The organism is Rhizobium sp. CECT 9324, assembly GCF_918741265.1.
In the GTDB taxonomy this organism is placed as follows: domain Bacteria; phylum Pseudomonadota; class Alphaproteobacteria; order Rhizobiales; family Rhizobiaceae; genus Allorhizobium.
On sequence record NZ_CAKKMZ010000001.1, the window covers coordinates 1354408 to 1374011 of the forward strand.

Annotated in this window: 18 protein-coding genes; 13 read left to right on the forward strand and 5 right to left on the reverse strand. The window is 62.9% G+C overall.

Going from position 1 to position 19604, the window contains the following annotated elements:
* Positions 1-46: 46 nt before the first annotated feature.
* Together LQ231_RS06590 and LQ231_RS06595 are read left to right on the forward strand one after the other, a co-directional pair.
* Positions 47-676, forward strand: a complete 630-nt coding sequence (locus tag LQ231_RS06590) for a hypothetical protein (protein ID WP_113140424.1) — start codon at positions 47-49, stop codon at positions 674-676.
* Positions 677-743: 67 nt separating this feature from the next.
* Positions 744-1223: a GNAT family N-acetyltransferase gene (locus tag LQ231_RS06595; protein WP_230170748.1), complete on the forward strand. Its 480-nt coding sequence runs from the start codon at positions 744-746 to the stop codon at positions 1221-1223.
* A gap of 6 nt (positions 1224-1229) precedes the next feature.
* On the opposite strand, the gene LQ231_RS06600 is transcribed toward LQ231_RS06595, so the two are convergent.
* Positions 1230-1685, reverse strand: coding sequence for a nucleoside deaminase (locus LQ231_RS06600; protein ID WP_230170749.1), 456 nt, complete (start codon positions 1683-1685; stop codon positions 1230-1232).
* A 69-nt stretch (positions 1686-1754) separates the two neighbouring features.
* Between LQ231_RS06600 and LQ231_RS06605 the strand changes: the two genes are divergently transcribed.
* From LQ231_RS06605 to LQ231_RS06615, 3 genes are read left to right on the forward strand one after another with little or no spacing between them, the layout of a single operon-like run.
* Entirely contained in the window at positions 1755-3761 is a 2007-nt protein-coding gene (locus tag LQ231_RS06605) for a pseudouridine synthase (protein ID WP_230170750.1), read from the forward strand.
* Between the two features lie 6 nt (positions 3762-3767).
* Positions 3768-4328, forward strand: a complete 561-nt coding sequence (gene rsmD / locus LQ231_RS06610; protein WP_007597573.1) for a 16S rRNA (guanine(966)-N(2))-methyltransferase RsmD — start codon at positions 3768-3770, stop codon at positions 4326-4328.
* Between the two features lie 23 nt (positions 4329-4351).
* Positions 4352-5230 (forward strand): patatin-like phospholipase family protein, encoded by an 879-nt coding sequence (locus LQ231_RS06615; protein ID WP_230170751.1) that lies wholly within the window; start codon positions 4352-4354, stop codon positions 5228-5230.
* 16 nt (positions 5231-5246) lie between these two features.
* Here LQ231_RS06615 and LQ231_RS06620 read toward each other — a convergent pair whose 3' ends face one another.
* Positions 5247-7076 carry a monovalent cation:proton antiporter-2 (CPA2) family protein gene (locus LQ231_RS06620; protein WP_230170752.1) on the reverse strand — a complete coding sequence of 610 codons (1830 nt, stop codon included), beginning with the start codon at positions 7074-7076 and terminating at the stop codon, positions 5247-5249.
* An 87-nt stretch (positions 7077-7163) separates the two neighbouring features.
* On the opposite strand from LQ231_RS06620, the gene LQ231_RS06625 reads away from it, so the two are divergent.
* The 6 genes from LQ231_RS06625 (at position 7164) to lpxK (ending at position 13028) form a co-directional block, all read left to right on the forward strand.
* The gene (locus tag LQ231_RS06625; RefSeq protein ID WP_230170753.1) at positions 7164-8510 is read left to right on the forward strand and encodes a TldD/PmbA family protein; all 1347 of its coding nucleotides are present in this window, start codon (positions 7164-7166) and stop codon (positions 8508-8510) included.
* Positions 8497-9339, forward strand: coding sequence for a 3'(2'),5'-bisphosphate nucleotidase CysQ (locus LQ231_RS06630; protein ID WP_230170754.1), 843 nt, complete (start codon positions 8497-8499; stop codon positions 9337-9339). The genes LQ231_RS06625 and LQ231_RS06630 overlap by 14 nt, the downstream gene beginning before the upstream one ends.
* 63 nt (positions 9340-9402) lie before the next feature.
* The gene (locus tag LQ231_RS06635) at positions 9403-9636 is read left to right on the forward strand and encodes a DUF4170 domain-containing protein (protein ID WP_113140715.1); all 234 of its coding nucleotides are present in this window, start codon (positions 9403-9405) and stop codon (positions 9634-9636) included.
* Positions 9637-9802: 166 nt separating this feature from the next.
* Positions 9803-11128, forward strand: a complete 1326-nt coding sequence (gene waaA, locus LQ231_RS06640; RefSeq protein WP_230170755.1) for a lipid IV(A) 3-deoxy-D-manno-octulosonic acid transferase — start codon at positions 9803-9805, stop codon at positions 11126-11128.
* Between the two features lie 28 nt (positions 11129-11156).
* The gene (locus LQ231_RS06645) at positions 11157-11864 is read left to right on the forward strand and encodes an HAD family hydrolase (protein ID WP_113140432.1); all 708 of its coding nucleotides are present in this window, start codon (positions 11157-11159) and stop codon (positions 11862-11864) included.
* A 129-nt stretch (positions 11865-11993) separates the two neighbouring features.
* Complete coding sequence (gene lpxK, locus LQ231_RS06650; protein WP_230173254.1) at positions 11994-13028, forward strand: tetraacyldisaccharide 4'-kinase; 1035 nt, start codon at positions 11994-11996, stop codon at positions 13026-13028.
* 3 nt (positions 13029-13031) lie between these two features.
* Here the strand turns inward: lpxK and LQ231_RS06655 are convergent, their stop codons facing one another.
* Both LQ231_RS06655 and mutL read right to left on the reverse strand, forming a co-directional pair.
* Positions 13032-13262, reverse strand: a complete 231-nt coding sequence (locus LQ231_RS06655; RefSeq protein WP_113140433.1) for a DUF2093 domain-containing protein — start codon at positions 13260-13262, stop codon at positions 13032-13034.
* Between the two features lie 131 nt (positions 13263-13393).
* Complete coding sequence (mutL, locus tag LQ231_RS06660; RefSeq protein ID WP_230170756.1) at positions 13394-15235, reverse strand: DNA mismatch repair endonuclease MutL; 1842 nt, start codon at positions 15233-15235, stop codon at positions 13394-13396.
* A 283-nt stretch (positions 15236-15518) separates the two neighbouring features.
* Between mutL and LQ231_RS06665 the strand changes: the two genes are divergently transcribed.
* Positions 15519-17204, forward strand: coding sequence for a response regulator (locus LQ231_RS06665; protein WP_230170757.1), 1686 nt, complete (start codon positions 15519-15521; stop codon positions 17202-17204).
* Between the two features lie 123 nt (positions 17205-17327).
* Positions 17328-18689 carry an EAL domain-containing protein gene (locus tag LQ231_RS06670; protein WP_113140436.1) on the forward strand — a complete coding sequence of 454 codons (1362 nt, stop codon included), beginning with the start codon at positions 17328-17330 and terminating at the stop codon, positions 18687-18689.
* Between the two features lie 220 nt (positions 18690-18909).
* On the opposite strand, the gene LQ231_RS06675 is transcribed toward LQ231_RS06670, so the two are convergent.
* Positions 18910-19530: a PRC-barrel domain-containing protein gene (locus LQ231_RS06675; RefSeq protein ID WP_230170758.1), complete on the reverse strand. Its 621-nt coding sequence runs from the start codon at positions 19528-19530 to the stop codon at positions 18910-18912.
* Positions 19531-19604: the final 74 nt, after the last annotated feature.

A 19604-nucleotide genomic window follows, 5' to 3' on the forward strand; every position in this document is an offset into this window, starting at 1 on the left:
AATTTCGGCAAGACAGAACGAAATGCGGCGAGGCTGGTAGGCACTGATGAAATCGGCATATCTGTTCAGAGTTGGCTTTGGTGTCGCGGGCCTTCTTGGCGCGACGCTCGGCCTGACCGGTTGCCTCGGCAGCCCGACCTATGGCACCGACAAGACGGCGATCGAGCAATTGGCCGATGACGTCGGCTCTGCTGTGTCGATTGGCGGCAAGGAGCCGGCCAACAAGGGCACCAAGTACAATCCGCGTCCGGAACTGGTCATGCCGCCATCGGTCGCCCAGGCGCCCCTGGTTCAGCCGCAGCAGTCGCTGGCCAGCAAGGAAAATCCGGAATGGGTCGAAGCGCCCGAGCAGACGCGTGAGCGCCTGGTCGAGGAAGCCGATGCCAATTCCAGCAACCCGAACTACCGTTCGCCACTGCTCGCCGGCTACGGCACGGCCGGCACGATGACCGAAACCCAGAAATGGCAGGCCTTCCGCGAAGCCCGCAAGCTGCAGAAGGGCGCCTATATCGACCAGCGCCGCCTGCTGTCGGATCCACCGACCGACTACCGCAAGACGGAAGAGACCGCGCTGGCCGATCTCGGCGAACCGGAACTGAAGAAGCAGAAGCGTCGCAAGAAGGAAGCCAAGGCCGCCCAGCAGAGCAACAGCTCCTGGTGGATGCCCTTCCAATAAGATTTGCAGACAGGTTTCGATCAGGGCAGGGCGGCAACGACCTGCCTTTTTCGTATGGATATAGCACATGACATTCACCATCCGCCCGGCAACGCCTGACGACGCTGCAACCATCCTTGGCTTCATCACCGAACTCGCGGTCTATGAGAAGGCGGGCCACGAGGTCGAAGCGACGGAGGAGACCATCCGGGCCTCAATCTTCGGAGAGGGTTCCGTCACCGAAGCGGGGATCCTCGAGGCTGATGGTAAACCGGCGGGTTTTGCCGTGTGGTTCTACAATTATTCGACATGGCAGGCGAAGAGCGGGCTTTATCTCGAAGATCTCTATGTTTCGCCCGATTTTCGCGGTTCCGGCGCCGGCAAGCTGCTGCTTAAACATCTGGCCAAGGTTGCCGTCGACAAGGGCTGCGGCCGCTTCGAATGGAGCGTGCTCGACTGGAACGAGCCGGCAATCCGCGTCTATGACGCGATCGGTGCCGAGCCACAGACTGAGTGGATCCGCTACCGCCTGTCCGGCGACGCGCTGAAGGCCTTTGCCGCCGGGTGAACCGGTCTAGCTCTCACGCCGTTCCTGGAAAAATGCCCGCAGCATGTCCGCCGCCTCGCTCTCGCGAAAGCCGGAATAGACCTCCGGCTGGTGATGGCAGGTGGCTTGCGCATAAAACCGCACGCCACTATCGACCGCGCCACCCTTCGGGTCCTGGGCCGCATAATAGAGCCTGCGGATCCGGGCAAAGGAGATCGCCGCCGCGCACATCGTGCACGGCTCCAGCGTCACATAGAGATCCGCATCGACCAGGCGCTCGTCGCAGATGATCGCCGCCGCCCGACGGATCGCCAGGATTTCGGCATGTGCACTGACATCGTTTTGCGCCCGCGTCTCGTTGCCGGCCCGCCCGATGATCTCGCCGTCATGCACGACGACGGCACCGATCGGCACCTCGCCACGGGCCCCGGCAGCGCGCGCCTCGGCAAAAGCCGCCTCCATGAAGCCGTTTGTCTTAGTCATGCGTGAACTTTCCACTTAACCAGAGCCGCGCGACCTGATACGACAGCCCAAACCACAGGCAAATAGCAAATGACATTCAAAGACAAGTCCAAGCGACCGGCGGGCAAGCCCTCTGATCGCGGCGCAAAGCCGCTTCCTCGCAAGCCGGCCGCCAAAACCGAAATCAACCCCGCACGCGCAGCCCGGTCCGATTCACCGGCCGGCGACGATGGGATGAAGCCCGAGCGCATTTCCAAGCTGCTCGCGCGCGTTGGCGTGGCCTCGCGCCGCGACATCGAGCGCATGATCATGGAAGGCCGGGTCAAGCTGAACGGCACCGTGCTCGACACGCCCGTCGTCAACGTGACGCTGTCCGACAAGATCGAGGTCGATGACCAGCCGATCCGCGGCATCGAGCGCACAAGGCTCTGGCTTTATCACAAGCCGGCGGGCCTGGTGACCACCAATTCCGATCCGGAAGGTCGCTCGACCGTGTTCGACAATCTGCCGGATGAACTTCCGCGCGTCATGTCGATCGGCCGTCTCGACATCAATACCGAGGGCCTGCTTCTGCTCACCAATGACGGTGGCCTGGCGCGGGTTCTGGAACTGCCGACCACCGGCTGGCTGCGCCGCTACCGCGTCCGCGCCTTTGGCGAGGTCGATCAGCCGGCACTCGACAAGCTCAAGGAAGGCATGGCCGTCGATGGCGTGCTCTATGGTGCGATCGATGCAACGCTCGACCGCAAGCAGGGCCACAACGTCTGGATCACCATGGGCCTTCGCGAAGGCAAGAACCGCGAAATCAAGAACGTGCTCGGCGCGCTCGGTCTCGAGGTCAACCGCCTGATCCGTATTTCCTACGGCCCGTTCCAGCTCGGCGACCTGCCGGAAGGCGATGTCCAGGAAGTCCGTGGCCGCATGCTGCGTGACCAGCTGGGTCCGCGCCTGATCGAAGATGCCAAGGCGAATTTCGATGCGCCGATCTTCGCCCATGGCGGTGCCGTTGACGATGAAGACGAGGACGCTCCGGCAAAGGCCAAGCCCGCCAAGGCGGAATGGGCGCGCGAAGAGCGTCGCGAGGAGCGCCCGGCCAAGCCGCGCTTCAGCGAAAAGCCCGGCGACAAGCGCGAACGTGCGCTCGACCGCCTGGATACCCGTCGCGACGACAGCCGCACCAAGCCGGCCGGCAAGCGTGACGGAGAAAAGCGTGGCTTCGGTGCCCGTGATGAAGGCAGCCGTTTCGGTGACAAGCCGAAGCGTGCGCCGATGGCGCCAAAGAGCCGCACCGCCAATGTCTGGATGGCCCCTGGTGCCCGTCCTGTCGCCGAAAAGAAGGTAGCCGTCGAGGGCGAAGAGGCCAAGGCACCGCGCGCCCGCCGCGAAGGTCTGCCGGAAAGCAAGCGTTACGGCCGTGGCAAGGATGGCAAGCCGACCAAGGGTTCGACACGTTTCAACCCGGACAGCAAGGGCCGCAATGATTTCGCCGACCGTGACACCGGCCCGCGCGTTGTGGTGAGCCGTGCCCGCGACGAGGAAGGCGACTGGATCCGCGCCGATGGCCCGGACACCAAGCCCGGTGGTCGTGATGGTGGCAGAGGCGGTGCCAGAGATGCTGCCAGGGATGGAGGTCGTGACGGCGACAAGCGCGGTGGCTTCGGCGACCGCGGCCCGCGTCGCGAAACCGGTGACCGCGGCCCGCGCCGTGAGACAACGGATCGTGGCCCACGCCGCGATTTCGCCGATCGCCCCCGTGGCGACAGTGCGCGCAGCGATGCGCCGCGTGGCGAACGTTTCGGCGCAGATCGCCCGGCCGGTGATCGTCCTCGCTCGGATCGTCCCAGTGATGACCGGCCGCGCGGCGACAAGCCGTTCGGCGCAAAACCCTTCGGTGACAAGCCACGCGGCGCAAAACCGTTTGGCGACAAGCCCGCCGGAAAATCCTTCGGCGGCAAGCCGGGTGGAAAGCCTGCCGGCAAGCCGTTCGGCAAGCCCGGCGGACGTCCGGCAAGCACACGGGCCGACGGTGGCCCGCGCGGTGCAGGCGGCAAGCCTTCCGGCGCTGGCCGCGGTGGCCCGCCGAAGGGCAAGAGGTAAGCCGGCATGCGGGTTGTCGGTGGGGAATTCCGTGGCCGTGCTTTGGCCACGCCCAAGTCCAATGATATCCGGCCGACCATCGACCGGACGCGCGAGAGCCTGTTCAACATTCTGGCCCACGCCCATCCGGGTCTGCTGGACGGGACGCGTGTTCTGGATCTCTTTGCCGGCACCGGTGCCGTCGGCATCGAGGCCCTGTCGCGCGGTTGCAAATCGGCGCTGTTCGTTGAAAACAGTGTCGAGGGTCGCAGCCTGCTGTGGGAAAATATCGACGCGTTCGGCCTGCACGGCCGCGCGCGGATCCTGCGCCGTGATGCGACGGATCTCGGTCCTTCCAACAATATAGAGCCGTTCGACCTGCTCTTTGCCGATCCGCCCTATGGCAAGGGCCTGGGCGAAAAGGCGATGCTCTCGGCCCATAAGGGCGGCTGGTTGGCACCCGGCGCGCTGGTCATTCTCGAGGAGCGCGGCGATGTCCAGGTCACGGTCGACCCGGTTTTTGCCTTCACCGAGGAGCGCACCTTCGGTGACACGAAAATGTACTTCTTTTCCTATAGGCCTGCCTGACTTCGATCAAGAGAACAGGTGCCATGGATATAATTGCTGAGACCCCGATCCCGTCTTCCGGCACGCATGTCCAGCCGACAATAGGCCTGGCGCTGGGTGCCGGCGGTGCCCGCGGCTTTGCCCATGTGCCCGTGCTGGAAGTCTTTGACGAACTCGGCCTGAAGCCGTCGATCATCGCAGGGTCCTCCATGGGAGCCCTGATCGGCGCGGCCTATGCCGCTGGTATGAGCGGCCGCGACATCCGCGACTATGCACTGCACCTGGCCGACAATCGCGCCCAGGTTCTGAACCGTCTCTGGGGCCTGCGCCCGGCCAGCATGCGCGATGCGCTTGGCGGCTTTCGCCTCGGCCAGTTCAACCTGCAGCGCGTTCTGCAAGCCTTCCTGCCGCCGGAAATCCCGACGCATTTTACCGGCCTCGGCATTCCCCTGAAGGTGATGGCGACGGATTATTACGGCCAGTGCGAGCAGATCTGCGACCATGGCGATCTCTATGAGGCGCTCGCCGCTTCGGCCGCCATTCCGGCACTGTTTGCCCCGGTCACCATCAAGGGCCGGCTGATGATCGATGGCGGCATCTTCAATCCGGTGCCCTATGACCTGTTGATCGGCGAGGCCGACATCACCATCGGCGTCGATGTCGTCGGCGCGCCGGAAGGCGACGGCTCCCTGATGCCCAACCGCATCGACAGTCTCTTTGGTGCATCACAGTTGATGATGCAGTCGAACGTCGCGCTGAAAATGAAGATCTGCCAGCCCGATATCTATCTGCGCCCGGAGGTCAATTCCTTCCGCGTGCTCGATTTTCTGAAAGCCCGCCAGATCTTCGAAGCCTCGGAAGGCCTGAAGGACGGTCTCAAGCGCGAGATTTCAGCCCGCATGGAAGACTTCATCAGGCGCTGACACCGGCCGATCTAGACTAGCTGTGCGGACCGGCCTCTTCTCCGACCATCGGCGCGACGGGGCGCTTGGGCTTGACCAGCGGTTCCGGCTTGACCGGCCGGTTATGCAGCATGTCGCGTCCCGCCTGGATGCCTTCCTGTGCCTGGATCCGCAGGCGCTCCTCGTCGCGGCGGCGGATGTCCTCGCCGATGTCATAGGCCTCGTCTTCCGAGACGCCGAGACCTTCCAGGGTCCTGCGCCCGAACAAAAGACCGGATTCCAGCGTTTCGCGCAGCTCGTATTCGACGTCGCGGGCACGAAGCGACAGGCTGTGGATGCGGTCATAGGACCGCACATAGAGCCGGACATCGGGATATTCGGCGCGGATCAGGTCGACGATCGCATCGGTCACTTCTTTTTTCTGCGTGCAGACCGCGACAATCTTGGCTTTCTCGATGCCGGCGGCGCGCAGCACGTCGAGCCTTTTGCCATCGCCGAAATAGATGCGGAAACCGAATTGCGCCGCCTGGCGCACGCGATCGGCACTGTCGTCGATGGTCGTCACGTCGCGGCCGCTGGCCAGCAGGATCTGGGCGGCGATCTGGCCGAAACGGGAGAAGCCGATCATCAGCACATCGGCGCCTGCGCCCTCGAAATCCTCTTCCATCTGTTCGCGTTCGCCACTGTCTTCGGAGACCAGCTTCCTGGCCAGCAGGGTCGCCAGGGGAGTGAGCGCCATCGACAGCGTCACGATCGAGATCAGCAGCGACGAGGTCGCGCCGGTCAGGATGCCGCTGGCGGCTGCCGTGGTGAACAGCACGAAGCCGAATTCGCCGCCCTGCGGCAGAAGCATGGCGATCCGGATGGCATCATTGTGCGCCGATCCGGCGATCCGGCAGATGCTGTAAAGCACCGCCGCCTTCACCATCATCAGCACCGGCACGGCAAGCGTGATCAGCAGCAGGTTGTCGACGATCACCTGGATGTCCATCGACAGTCCGACGGCCATGAAAAACAGCGCCAGCAGCAATCCGCGAAACGGCTCGATATCGGCTTCCAGCTCGTGGCGGTAGGAGGATTCGGCCAGCATCACGCCGGCGAGAAAGGCACCCATCGCCATGGAGAGACCGCTGACCTGCATCAGATAGGCCGAGCCGAGCACGACAAACAGCGCTGCCGCGATCATCACCTCGCGCGCACCCGTTCTTGCAATCACCTGGAACAGCGGAGTCAGAAGATAGCGCCCGGCGAGAATCATGGCGACGACCGCACCGACCGCCATGGCGATCTCGGTAAAGGCGGAGGAACCCTGTTCGCCACCATTGCCGTCGAGGATCGAGATCATCGCCAGAAGCGGCACGATGGCGAGGTCCTGGAACAGCAGGATCGAGAACGAGCGCTGCCCGTAGCGGCTGTTCAATTCACCATTGTCATTGAGGATCTGCAGGGCAAATGCCGTCGATGACAGTGCCAGGCCGAAACCCGCGACCACGGCGGCGCGCCAGTCGAGCAACCCCGAAAGCAGGATCGCCCCGGTCATGGCAAGGCCGGTCAGGATGACCTGTGCCGCCCCCAGTCCGAAAATGTCACGACGCATGTGCCAGAGCCGGCTGGGTTTGAGCTCGAGCCCGATGACGAACAGCAGCAGGACGACGCCAAGCTCCGCCACGGCCAGAATATCGCCCGATCCGGCGATCATGTGCAGCACGGGTCCGATCACCACGCCGGCGGCGAGATAACCGAGAACCGTCCCCAGTCCCAGTTTTCGAAACAGCGGGGCGGCGACAACCGCGCCGCCGAGCAGCAGCAGGGGTTGGGTGAAAAGGGCTTCGGTTGCGGTGGACAAACGCGGTCTCCTTGGCAGCATGCCGGGCTCGTGAACGGGAAAAGCCCGAACCGCCCTTGATGCCCTCTGGAATGCACAATAAATGGAGCGGGAAGGAAAGGCCAAGCCATGCCCAATGAAATTGATTCCGTCAATCTTCTCCAACGCGCCGAACAGCTCGTCGATCTGGCCCGCAAGGCTGGAGCGGACCGCGCCGATGCGGTTGTCGTGCGATCCCGATCCAAGGGTGTCAGCGTCCGCATGGGCAAGGTTGAATCGACCGAAGCCTCCGAGAGCGATGATTTCTCCTTGCGTGTTTTCATCGGCAACCAGGTCGCCAGCGTATCCGCCAATCCCGGCTTCGACCTGACGGCGCTTGCCGAACGGGCGGTTGCCATGGCCAGGGTGTCGCCGGAAGATCCCTATGCCGGGCTCGCCGATGAGCAGGATCTGGCCCGAAATATAGCCGATCTGGAGCTTTACGATCCGACGGAAGTCTCCAGCGACAGCCTGCGCGAAAGTGCGCTCGCCATGGAAGAGGCCGCCCGCAGCGTCAATGGCGTCAGCAATTCGCTCGGCGCCGGCGCCTCTGCCGGCATGGGTGGCCTGGTTCTGGTCACCTCGCATGGGTTCTCCGGCAGTTATGCCGCCTCGCGTTTTTCCCGTTCCGTCGGCGTCATTGCCGGCGAGGGGACCAAGATGGAGCGCGACCACGATTTCGACAGCCGCCTCTATTACGCCGATCTTGATGACGCGGAAGTGATCGGACGACGCGCCGCAGAACGGGCGATCAAGCGGCTCAACCCGCGCCAGGTCCCGACCGCCTCCAATCTGACCGTCATATTCGACCCGCGTGTTGCGCGCGGCTTCGTCGGCACGATCGCCGGCGCCATCAACGGCGCATCCGTTGCCCGCAAGACCTCGTTCCTGCGCGACAAGATGGGCCAGCCGGTTCTGAAGGCCGGTCTCAACGTCACCGACGACCCGTTGAAGGTTCGCGGATCGTCCTCGCGCCCCTTCGATGGCGAAGGCGTCAGTGGCGAACGCCTGACGATGATCGAGGACGGTGTGTTGAAGCACTGGTTCCTGTCGTCGTCGGCGGCCCGCGAATTGGGCCTGCGCACCAATGGCCGCGGTGCTCGTGGCGGCACGGCCGTTTCGCCCTCGTCGACCAATCTGGCGCTGGAGCCGGGCGACATCTCGCCCGAAGACCTGATCCGCGCTGTCGGCACAGGCCTCTATATCACCGACATGATCGGCCAGGGTGTCGACATGATCACCGGCGAGTACAGCCGCGGTGCTTCGGGCTTCTGGATCGAGAATGGCGAGCTGACCTATCCGGTGTCCGAGGTGACCATCGCCTCGAACCTCAAGGACATGTTCATGCGCGTCACCCCTGCCGATGACATCGATCGCAAGTTCGGTGTCGCGGCTCCCACGCTTGCAATCGAGGGCATGACCCTTGCCGGGCTCTGACGGCAGCGAAGCGCCATCTTCCACGGCTTTGGGCGACTTCGACTGGCAGGCCGATCTGGAGCTGATCACGGCAGCCGCCCGCGAGGCTGGTCGTGTGGCGCTGTCCTTCTTCGGCCAGTCTCCGGAAGTCTGGTGGAAGAACGAGGGCCAGTCGCCGGTCAGTGCTGCCGACTACGCCGCCAATCTTTCGCTCGAGACCGTGTTGCGCGAGGCCCGTCCGGCCTATGGCTGGCTGTCGGAGGAGACCGATGATGATCCGTCGCGCCTCGGTCGCGAGACACTGTTTGTCATCGATCCGATCGACGGCACCCGTGCCTTCATCGCCGGCAAAGACACCTGGTGCGTCAGCGTGGCCGTCGTCCACAAGGGACGACCCGCCGCCGGCATTCTGGTGGCGCCGGCGCTTGACGAGGAGTTTACGGCCGTGCTCGGTGGTCCGGCCTGTCGCAATGGCGCGGTGATCCGGGTGTCGGCAACCGAAAGCGCCGGACTTTTGAAGGTTGCCTGCGCCCAGGACATGATTGTCGGTTTTGATCCGGCAATTCGCAAACGCATCGAACGGGTCGAGCATGTTCCTTCGCTGGCGTATCGGCTGGCGCTGGTGGCCGACGGCCGGATCGACGCGACGCTGGTCAAGCGCAATTCGCATGACTGGGACCTCGCCGCTGCCGACTTGATCCTTTCGTGCGCCGGCGGCAGCCTCACCGATCTGTCGGGCGCGCCGCTGATGTATAACCGGCAGGATGTTACGCATCCGGTTCTGGTGGCGGCCTCCAGTCAGGTCTTGCCGGAGTTGTTGGGAAGTCTTACCCCAATTGCCCGGAGTTGACCTTTCAAATGAAATCGCGCAGATGAAATGTCTGCAGAAATTCTATGGGATGAAACGAAAAAAATGACAGAGTCCAGCGACAAGAAGCAGCTTCTCCATCTCGTTTTTGGCGGTGAGCTGTCGAACCTCGAACAGGTTCAGTTTCGGGATCTGAATGAACTCGATATCGTCGGCATCTTTCCCGACTATGCCAGCGCTCTTGTGGCTTGGAAATCCAAGGCGCAGTCGACCGTCGACAACGCGCATATGCGTTACTTCATTGTTCATATGCACCGTCTTTTGAATCCGACGGAATAAGCGGGTTTCAGCGCAGCTGATTGCGCTCCCAGCCGTCACTGCTGTGTTCGATCCGCGTTGAGGGTCACGTTTTAAACTCAGTCTTTGTGCATCTGTTGCTTTTTGCATGGCCCACATTTTGAAAGGGCATATTGGCATTGTCGATGAAGATGAGCAGGTTTGGTCCATGGCGCTAAGCGACGGTTTGGCAAAGATCGCTGTCGCCTCCTACGGCTGGTTGGGGCTGGTTGCCTATCCGCTGTCGCGGCCTTTGCTTGCCTATCGCGCAGCCAAGGGCAAGGAAGACCGCGCACGCCGCAACGAGCGTTTCGGTTACGCCAGTCTGGAGCGTCCGGCGGGCCCTATGGTGTGGATCCATGCCGCAAGTGTCGGCGAGACGGTCGCAGTGGTCCCCCTGATGCGCGAGCTGCGCCGTCGCGATGTGCATGTGTTGCTGACGACAGGCACGGTCACGTCGGCGGAAGTCGCCCGCAATCGCCTGGGCGATACGGTGCTGCATCAATATGTGCCGCTCGATCTTCTGCCGGCCGTGCGCCGCTTTCTCGACTACTGGCAGCCGGACGTGGCAATTGGTGTCGAATCCGAAATCTGGCCGGCAACGCTGACGGAACTGCACCGCCGCCAGATTCCGCAGATCCTCGTCAATGCCCGCATGTCCGATCGCTCGATTGACCGCTGGCTGCGTTACAAGTCGGTCGCCGAAGCCCTGTTTGGCAAGCTCGCGCTGGTCATCGCGCAATCGGATGTCGATGCCGAGCGGTTCCGTGACCTTGGTGCTTGGCCGGTCGGGATTTCCGGCAATATCAAGGTCGACAGTGATGCCCCGCCTTGCGACGAGGCGGTGCTGGCGCGGTACATGCAGCAGATCGGCACCCGCAAGACCTGGGCTGCCATCTCGACATTCGAGGGTGAGGAAAAGATCGCCGCCATGGTGCATCGCGCCCTGAAGGCGCATACCGGCCTCCTGTCGATCGTCGTTCCCCGCCATCCAGAACGCTCTGATGAGATCGAGGCGATGCTGGTGGAAAAAGGCCTGAAGGTCGCCCGCCGCACCCGCGGTGACGTGATCACGCCGGAGACCGACGTCTTTCTCGGCGATACGATCGGCGAAATGGGCCTTTACCTGCGCATGACCGATATCGCCTTCGTTGGCCGATCCCTGTCTGCCGATGGTGGGCAGAACCCGCTGGAGCCGGCCATGCTTGGCTGCGCGGTGCTCTCGGGACCCCAGGTCAGCAATTTCCGCGAAAGTTATCAGCGCCTGGTGCGCAATGGCTCCGCCCGCATCGTCCGCGACGCCGAAATGCTGGCAAAGGCCGTGCATTTCCTGATGAGCAACGATCTCGCCCGCACCAAGATGATGGAAGCCGGCACCGAGAGCATGCAGGAAATGCGCGGTGCCCTGACGGCAACGCTGAAGGCGCTCGAACCCTATATCAGCCCGCTTTCGGTCAAGGCCAAGCTTGAGCCGCGCACTGCCAGCCAGAGCTGATCGACGACTTGCCTCAAGGGATGCCGACATGAACACCAAGCCAGAAATTGCCGGTATCCTCTTCGACAAGGATGGCACGCTGCTCGATTTCGACGCGAGCTGGGGGCCGGTCAACCGCATGGTGGCGTTGATGGCGGCCGATGGCGATCAGACTTTGGCCGATCGGCTTCTGGCAGCCTGCGGCATGCATCCGGTCTCCGGCGACATCGTTCCCGACAGCCTGTTTGCCTCCGGCAACACCCGCGAGATCGCCGAGGGCATGATTGTCGCGGGTTCGCCGCTGGCGCTGTCCGATCTCGTGCCGCGCATCGACGACTGCTTTGCCGAAGCGGCGCAACTCTCCGTGCCGATCACCGAGCTTCAGCCGCTGTTTGCCCGGCTGCACGGGCGCGGCCTGCGCCTCGGCATTGCCTCGAGCGACAATGAACGCTCGATCCGGGTCGCGGCCGATCGTTTCGGCATAACCCAGTATATCGATTTTGTTGCCGGCTATGACAGCGGCCATGGCGCCAAGCCGGAAGCCGGCATGGTGCTCGGCTTCTGCGCCGCGACCGGCCTTTCCCCCGCCCAGGTCGCCGTTGTCGGTGACAACAATCACGATCTGCACATGGGCCAGAATGCCGGCGCCGGGCTGAAGATCGGCGTCTTGTCCGGTACGGGGTCGCGCGAGACGCTGACGCCTGCCTCCGACATGGTTCTGTCCGACATCACCGAACTCGAAGCGGTGCTCGGCTGACCCGTTTTGTCTCGATTTGATACACCAATGCTTGACCTTCTGACGCGCGCAAGGCTTCTTGTGGCTCGCTGGGGTGGCGGGAGGAGCCGTGCATCCCGGCTGGGGAACCGCGTCGGGGGCAAGGGCAGCATGGTTTCGGAAGCACCGCCTTTCTGGTGGACCAAGATGGACTGGCGAGCGCGCTGCCTGCAGCCGGTCGCTTTCGTTTATGGGCGGATTGCAGCAAGCCTGATGAACCGTCGCCGTCGCCATGCGCTGGCCGTGCCGGTCATCTGCGTCGGCAATTTCACCGTCGGCGGCGCCGGCAAGACCCCGACCGCGATTGCCATCGCCCGTGCCGCCAAGGCAAAAGGGCTGAAACCGGGTTTTCTCAGCCGTGGCTATGGCGGCTCGCTCGATGTCACGACCGTGGTCGATCCGCAGCATCATCGCTCATCTGCCGTAGGGGATGAACCCCTGCTGCTTGCCCGCGAGGCGCTGACCGTGATTTCCCGCCGCCGCGTGGCGGGTGCCGAACGTCTGGTGGCGGAGGGCGTCGATCTGATCATCATGGATGACGGTTTCCAGAGCGCCAGGCTGAAGGTCGATTTCGCCCTGATCGTCATCGACACCATCCGCGGCATCGGCAATGGCTGCACCGTTCCGGCCGGTCCGGTGCGCGCGCCCATCCGCACCCAGATGCGCCATCTCGATGCCATTTTGAAGGTGGGATCAGGCAATGCCGCCGATGCGCTGGTGCGCCAGGCATCGCGCGCCGGAAAGCCGGTTCTGGTCGCCAATGTGAAACCGCGTGATGCGCATGACCTGAAGGGCAAGCCCGTCCTCGCCTATGCCGGCATTGCCGATCCGGGCAAGTTCTATCGCACGCTGGAGGACGTCGGCGCGGTGATCACCGATCGCCAGGGTTTCCCCGATCATCATCACTTGGCCGATGACGAGATTGTCGATCTTTTGCAGCGCGCGCAAAAGCAGGGCTTGCAATTGGTGACCACGGCCAAGGACCATGTGCGCCTGACGGGTGGACATGGTGAGGCCGCGCGGCTCGCCGAACAGTCGGTCGTGGTCGAAATCGATATGGCCTTTGACGATCCGAATGCCCCGGCTCAGATCATCGACAAGGCTTCAGCCGCGTGCCGCGCCCGAAAGCTTGCCGCCAAGGCCTGACGATCAGCGCGACTGGTTGGGAAGGGCACCGGCGCGTTTTTCCGCTTCCAGCGAGGCTGCTGCATCCACGTAAGCTTCCTGTCGCGCCACGCTCCAGTATTTCAGCTCGTCGATCAGGACCGGACGGCCGGTCATCGCGCAAACGACATGGCTGCCGGGCGTGAGAATCTGGAAGTCCGCGTCGAGATAGCGGATCTTGGCCTCGCGGTTGCCGCTGCCTTCGAAACGGTTCATTTTTTGTCTCCTGCGCCTGTCACGATACTGCAATACAGCGCCCTCCGGGCGATTTCTAGAGCGGTCCGCGGAAATCAACGCGCCGGATTTGCCGCCGAAGATACGCGCCAGCCAACCTGCCAATACCCGTCTCAACTGCGACCAAACAGACGTTCTATGTCGGACAGCTTGAGCTCCACATAAGTCGGCCGACCGTGATTGCACTGCCCGGAACCGGGCGTCTGCTCCATCTGGCGCAGCAGGGCGTTCATTTCCTCGACGCGCAACTGCCGTCCGGAGCGCACCGAGCCATGGCAGGCCATGGTCGCCGCCACATGTTCGAGCCGGGCCGAGAGCCTGTCGGCCGTGTCCCATTCGGCAATCTCGTCGGCCAGATCCTTGATCAGTCCGGTCACATCCATCTCGCCCAGCATTGCCGGGGTTTCGCGCACCGCAATGGCGCCGGGTCCGAAGCGCTCGACCGCAAGCCCCAGCTGCTCCAGCGCCTCTGCATGCATCATCAGCCGGTCGCAATCTTCTTCCGGCAGGTCGATGATCTCAGGGATCAGCAGGCCCTGCGAGGGAAGCCGGCGCCCGGTCAGTGCCTTGCGCATCTGCTCGAACACCAGCCGCTCATGCGCGGCATGCTGGTCGACGATCACCAGCCCGTCACCGGTCTGGGCCACGATGTAATTGGCATGCACCTGTGCTCTAGCGGCGCCGAGCGGAAAATTGGCAACCGGCTCCCCGGCAACGATCACCGACCGCGCCTCGCTGCGTGCCGCTGGCTGGCTCAAGGTTTCGAACGATGCCTGTCCCACCTCGGCAAAGCCAAAGCCGGTGGCGGCCGATGGGCCAGAACCGGGGTAAGGAGATGCTATGGTCTCCGCAGCATTGCCGAATGGGCGATAGGGCGATGCCTCCGCCGACCAGTTCGCCGTCGGCTGTGGGCTGAAGCCCGGACGAAACGCCCGCAGCATGCCGCCGGCACCTGTGGTCGAGGACCGGTCGCCCTCGCGCTGCAGCGCCTGGCGCACCGCGCCGACGATCAGCCCGCGGACGAGACCCGGATCGCGAAAGCGCACATCGGACTTCGCCGGATGCACATTGACGTCGACCAGGGCCGGGTCGAGCGTCAGGGACAGAACGGCTACCGGATAACGCCCGTGCGGAATGGTCTCGGCATAGGCGCCGCGAATGGCCGACAGGATCTGCTTGTCCAGCACCGGCCGACCGTTGACGAAGGCGTATTGATGCGCCGAGTTGCCGCGGTTGAAGGTCGGGACGCCGGCAAATCCGGTGAGGCGCACATCTTCGCGCTCTGCGTCGAGCGCAATCGCATTGTCGCGGAAATCGGAGCCGAGGATCTGGGCGATGCGCGCCAGATGATCGTCGCCGGTGGATGGGAACTCCAGCGTCGAGCGATCGGTGCCCGACAGCACGAAGCGGATGGCGGGAAAGGCGATCGCCATGCGCTTGACGATTTCGGCGATGGCGCCGGCTTCTGCCTTTTCCGTCTTCAGAAATTTCAACCGGGCGGGGGTGGCAAAGAACAGGTCGCGGACCTCGACCGTCGTGCCGGGATTGGCAGCGGCTGGCCGGACCGAGCCGACCTTGCCGCCCTGCACGGAGATTTCCGCACCCGCAGACGCACCGGCCGGCCGGCTGGTGATGGTCAGCTTGGCAACCGAGCCGATCGAGGGCAGGGCTTCGCCACGAAAGCCCAGCGAGCGGATGTCGAACAGCGTCTGGCTGATCTTCGACGTGCAGTGCCGTCGGATCGACAGTTCGAGATCGTCCGGCCCCATGCCGCAGCCATTGTCGACAATGCGCAGCAAGGTCTTGCCGCCGCCGGCCGTCGCCACTTCGATCCGGGTCGCCCCCGCATCGATGGCGTTTTCGATCAGTTCCTTGGCAGCACTGGCCGGTCGCTCGATGACCTCACCGGCGGCAATCTGGTTGATCAGGGTTTCGGAGAGCTGCTTGATCATCATGCGGTCATTTTCCGGGATTCGGGCGCGGGGGGAAAGGCCTATTTGTCGCCGCCTCGATTTCGCTTGCATCATTAAGCGCGCCTTAACGGAAACGCTCTAGTTTTCGAGACAACTTGAAATGTTTTCCACGGTGGGCTCGCGAGCCGGCGGAGGAAGAGCGGATGGCCGGATCGCTCTTCATATACTCCCACCTTCCTCAAGTGATTGCCGGAATGTTCATTGCAGGCACGATCCCGATTTCAAACCTGTCGCTTCCCGTGATGAGGTTCTTAGAGGCAGCATTGTGAGCGAGTTTCCACCGGTCCCCGCCGAAAACAGGGGACGCAACGGAATAGCGGGCGAGACGTCGGACAGCTTTCTCCAGGCTGCGATGCTCGACGCCGTATCGGAAGCTTTGTCGGCTGCCTTTCTTGTCTACGATCGCAATGATCAACTGCTGTTTGCCAGCCGTGCCGTGCGAACTCTTGTTCCTGCGCCCGCGCGGTTCTTCGAACCCGGAACGCGCCTGCGCGATTTCCTGGCCGCCGCCTATGACAATGGCTGGCGCGACCAGGGCGAAGGCGCCGCGCAGAACCGCGACGAGTGGCTGTCCCGTCAGATTTCCGCCCATTGGAAAGAGCGCTCCGAGCACCAGCTTTGCGACGATGCCAAGCGCTGGACCCGTTATTCGAAGCGTCGTCTGCCATCCGGCTATGGCATTTGCATCATTACCGATATCACCGAGCAGAAGAAACGCGAAGACCAGTGGCGTGCCGACCTGGAACGGGTGCAACTGACCGAGGAAATCCTCGACAATCTCGCGCATCCGGTCTTTGTCCAGGATCGCAGCCTGCAGCTCGTTGCCGTCAACAAGGTTTTTTGCGCGGCGCTGGCGGTTGGCGCGGACAATGCGCTCGGCGGCAGCCTCAACACGATCTTCGACACGGACATCGCAGCGCCGCTGTCGAACATCAGCCGGCATGTGCTGGACACCGGCATGAGTGCGTCGGTCACGCTGAACATGCGCCTGTACGGCGATCCCTCCCGGCCTATCCTGACCCATGTCCAGCGTGTGGGAAAACCCGGCCGCTACTTTGTTGTCGCCAGTTTCGGCGAGGTCGGCTCGATGGCGACGGCCACCGACACAGACAATGGCCTGGCCGTTGTCGGAGCGGGCCAACCGTCTCCAGTGTCGGATATAAAGCTCGATCAGCGGCTTCGCGGCCGCAAGGCACTGCTTGTTACCAGTGACCGCGAATTTGAAGCCGCTGCATTGCAGACGCTTGAAATCCTCGGGCTCGATAGTTGCTGCGTTCGCAACGACGACGAGCTGGACGCCTTCCTCAATGTCGCCCTGTCCGTTGGCGTCTCCATCGACCTTGCCATCGTCGATGTCCAGATGGATGTCCGGTGCCTTGAATTGATACAGGCCGTCGATGTCGATTACGTCGCCCTGGATGGATATCAGTTGTCGACAGACCTGGCGTTTACGGTGCTCGATCGTCTCACCGCCCTTCAGGCGCCACCAGCGCCCGTCGATGACTGGGAAATCACCACCGAAGAGGTGGTCGAACCCGCGTTGTCCTCAGTGTTTCCCGCCTTGGTTTTGGTGGCGGAAGACAACGAAATCAACCAGATCGTCTTTGCACAGATTCTGGAAGGGCTGGGTTATGCCTATCGGATTGCCGCAACCGGTGAGGAAGTGGTGCGACTTTGGCAGGAGCTCGCCCCGGCAATCATCCTCATGGATGTCACCCTGCCGGATATCAATGGTTTCGACGCTGCCCGCCGAATCCGTGAACTGGAGCATGCTACGCTCATCCCGACGCCGATCATCGGTGTGCTGACCCAGGCTTTCGAGCGGGATCGGGATGCCTGTTACTCGTCCGGCATGAATGACGTGATCCTGAAGCCGCTGAGCCCGGACATTGTCGATGCGGCGTTGACAAGGCTTGCGCCGAGCATTGGAAAAGCGGCCTCGCACGCCTGACGCGCTGTCAACCCCCCAAATAAGGGGCCGCGGGCGACGTCCCGACCGCCGATATCGATATGATTATTTTAATGTTTCCCCCGCATCCTCGGCCCGTGGAAGGAACTGAATCAGGACACGTGAATGGGCTCCGCTGGACCTGCCACCGAGCAGTATAACCAGAACGAATTGCACGCCATGGCCTATACCGATCATCTGACCGGTCTGGGCAATCGCCACCGGCTGCGTGACAAGGCCCGTCAGTTGGCAGCCGATCGTGCCGCTGATCCGGCGCCGTTTACCGTTGGCATCGTCAATCTGGACGGTTTCAAACCCATCAACGATCTTTTCGGCCAGGCCGCCGGCGACGAAATCCTGTGCCAGGTCGCGCACCGCCTCAAGGCCTGCGCCCCCGACGGCGCCACCGTCACCCGCCACGACGGCGACGAATTTGCCATCATCCTGCCGCTGGTTTTCGAGCGCGCCGGCGCCGAACGGGCCGGCCAGATGATCAAGGATGTCCTGTCGGCGCCCTACGATCTCGGCGACCGCAACGTCCGCCTCTCTGCCTCCCTCGGCTTCGCCGTCTATCCGTTTGCCGGCAATGACTTCGAGGAACTGATGAAGAGCGCAGAGACGGCACTCTATCGCTCGAAGCGCCGCGGCCGCGGCCAGATCACAGTCTATTCCCGTGAGATCGCCCAGGAAATGAAGCGTGCCACCCAGTTGGAGCAGGCCCTTCGCAACGCGATCATCAACGACACGGTCGACGTGCATTTCCAGCCGATCGTGCGCCTGCGCGACAACCGGGTCGTCGGTTTCGAAGCGCTCGCCCGCTGGATCGATCCCGATCTCGGCTTTGTCTCGCCCTCCGTGTTTGTGCCGCTGGCCGAAGAGCGCGGTTTTATTGACACCCTGTCGGAAACGCTGCTGCGCAAGGCCGCCGAAGCGACGCTTGCCTGGCCACGCGACCTGTTCCTGTCGTTCAACCTGTCCTCGTGTCAGTTGATGGATCCGCGCACCTCGTTCAGCACGTTATCGATCCTCAACAGCGTCGGCTTTGACCCGCGCCGGCTGGAACTGGAAATCACCGAGACTGCGGTGATGACGTCGGCCGATACCGCGCGCCGGATCATCAAGGAATTGAAGGATGCCGGCATCCGCATCTCGCTGGATGATTTCGGCACCGGCCAATCGAGTCTCGGCCGCCTGCGCGAGTTCACCTTCGACAAGGTCAAGATCGACCGTGCTTTTGTGTCCGCCATCACAACAGACCGCACTTCCGAGCACATCATCAAGGCAATCGTCACCATGTGTGAGGGCTTGGATCTCGAAGTGGTCGCCGAGGGCATCGAGACTGAGGCTGAAGCCGACAAGCTGCGTGCGCTCGGCTGCGGCATGGGGCAGGGCTACTATTTCGGCAAGCCGGTCGATACGGCAGCCACCTTGCGTTACCTCAGCGAACATCACCACGAATTCGCTCTTGTGGAGCGGGCTTCGGCGTAACGCAATTGCCAACGACTCCAGTTCGCACGCCTGGAAACGTCCTCTAGCCAGATTAGCCGATGCTGTATCAGCGTCTCGGGGGTCATCTGGCCGGCCATGAGCCTACGATAGCGCGGTATTGGTGCACGCAATCAAGAACCGTCCGGCTTGCCGACCAACGAAAAAAGGCGGCGCTTGAAGCGCCGCCCGTTGAAACGTCAACACGTCTCTCGTTCCGGAATTAGTTGTTCGTCGACGAGGTTGTGGTGTTGTCGGCCGGCATGGTAGCCGGAGCAGTGGCACTCGCATCAGCGGCCTGTTCGTCAAGCGTCTTGAATTCAGGCGCATTGCGGAGGCTTTCCGCCGTTTCGGTCGTGGTCAGGCGCACATCGCCTTCGGCACCGTTTTCACCGGCCTCACGGGTCAGCGTGATCTTGCTGAACGGAACGGCCACGTTTTTCTCGCCGATGCCCAGGAAGCCGCCGACGCCAACAACGGCTGCGACGATGCCGCCGTCCTTTTCGACCAGGAGATCGTTGATGTCACCAATCGACTGGTTGTCGCCGGTATAGATTGCCTGACCCATGAAGTCGTTGGCGCTCATCTGCGTTTCGCTCTGGGCCGTCAGGTATGCATCGTTCATGGCCGCGCCCGTCGTGCTCTGTGCACTGGTGCCGGCAGCGCCGGATGCGTCTGTGCCGGTGGTAGCGTCAGGCGTCACGGGGGTGGCGGAAGGCGCGGTGCCGGCCGGGGCTTCGGTGCCGGTTGCAGGCGCTGTGGCGTCCTGCGCAACGGCGAACGGAGCAATGGCGGTGGAACCCAGCAGCATGGCTGCAGCGAATGTTTTAAAGGACTTGTTCATGATGGACTACCTTTCCTCTGAGATGGTCTTCGAATGACGCGGCCGGCCCGTTCGGGTGATCGACGCGGCGTCGG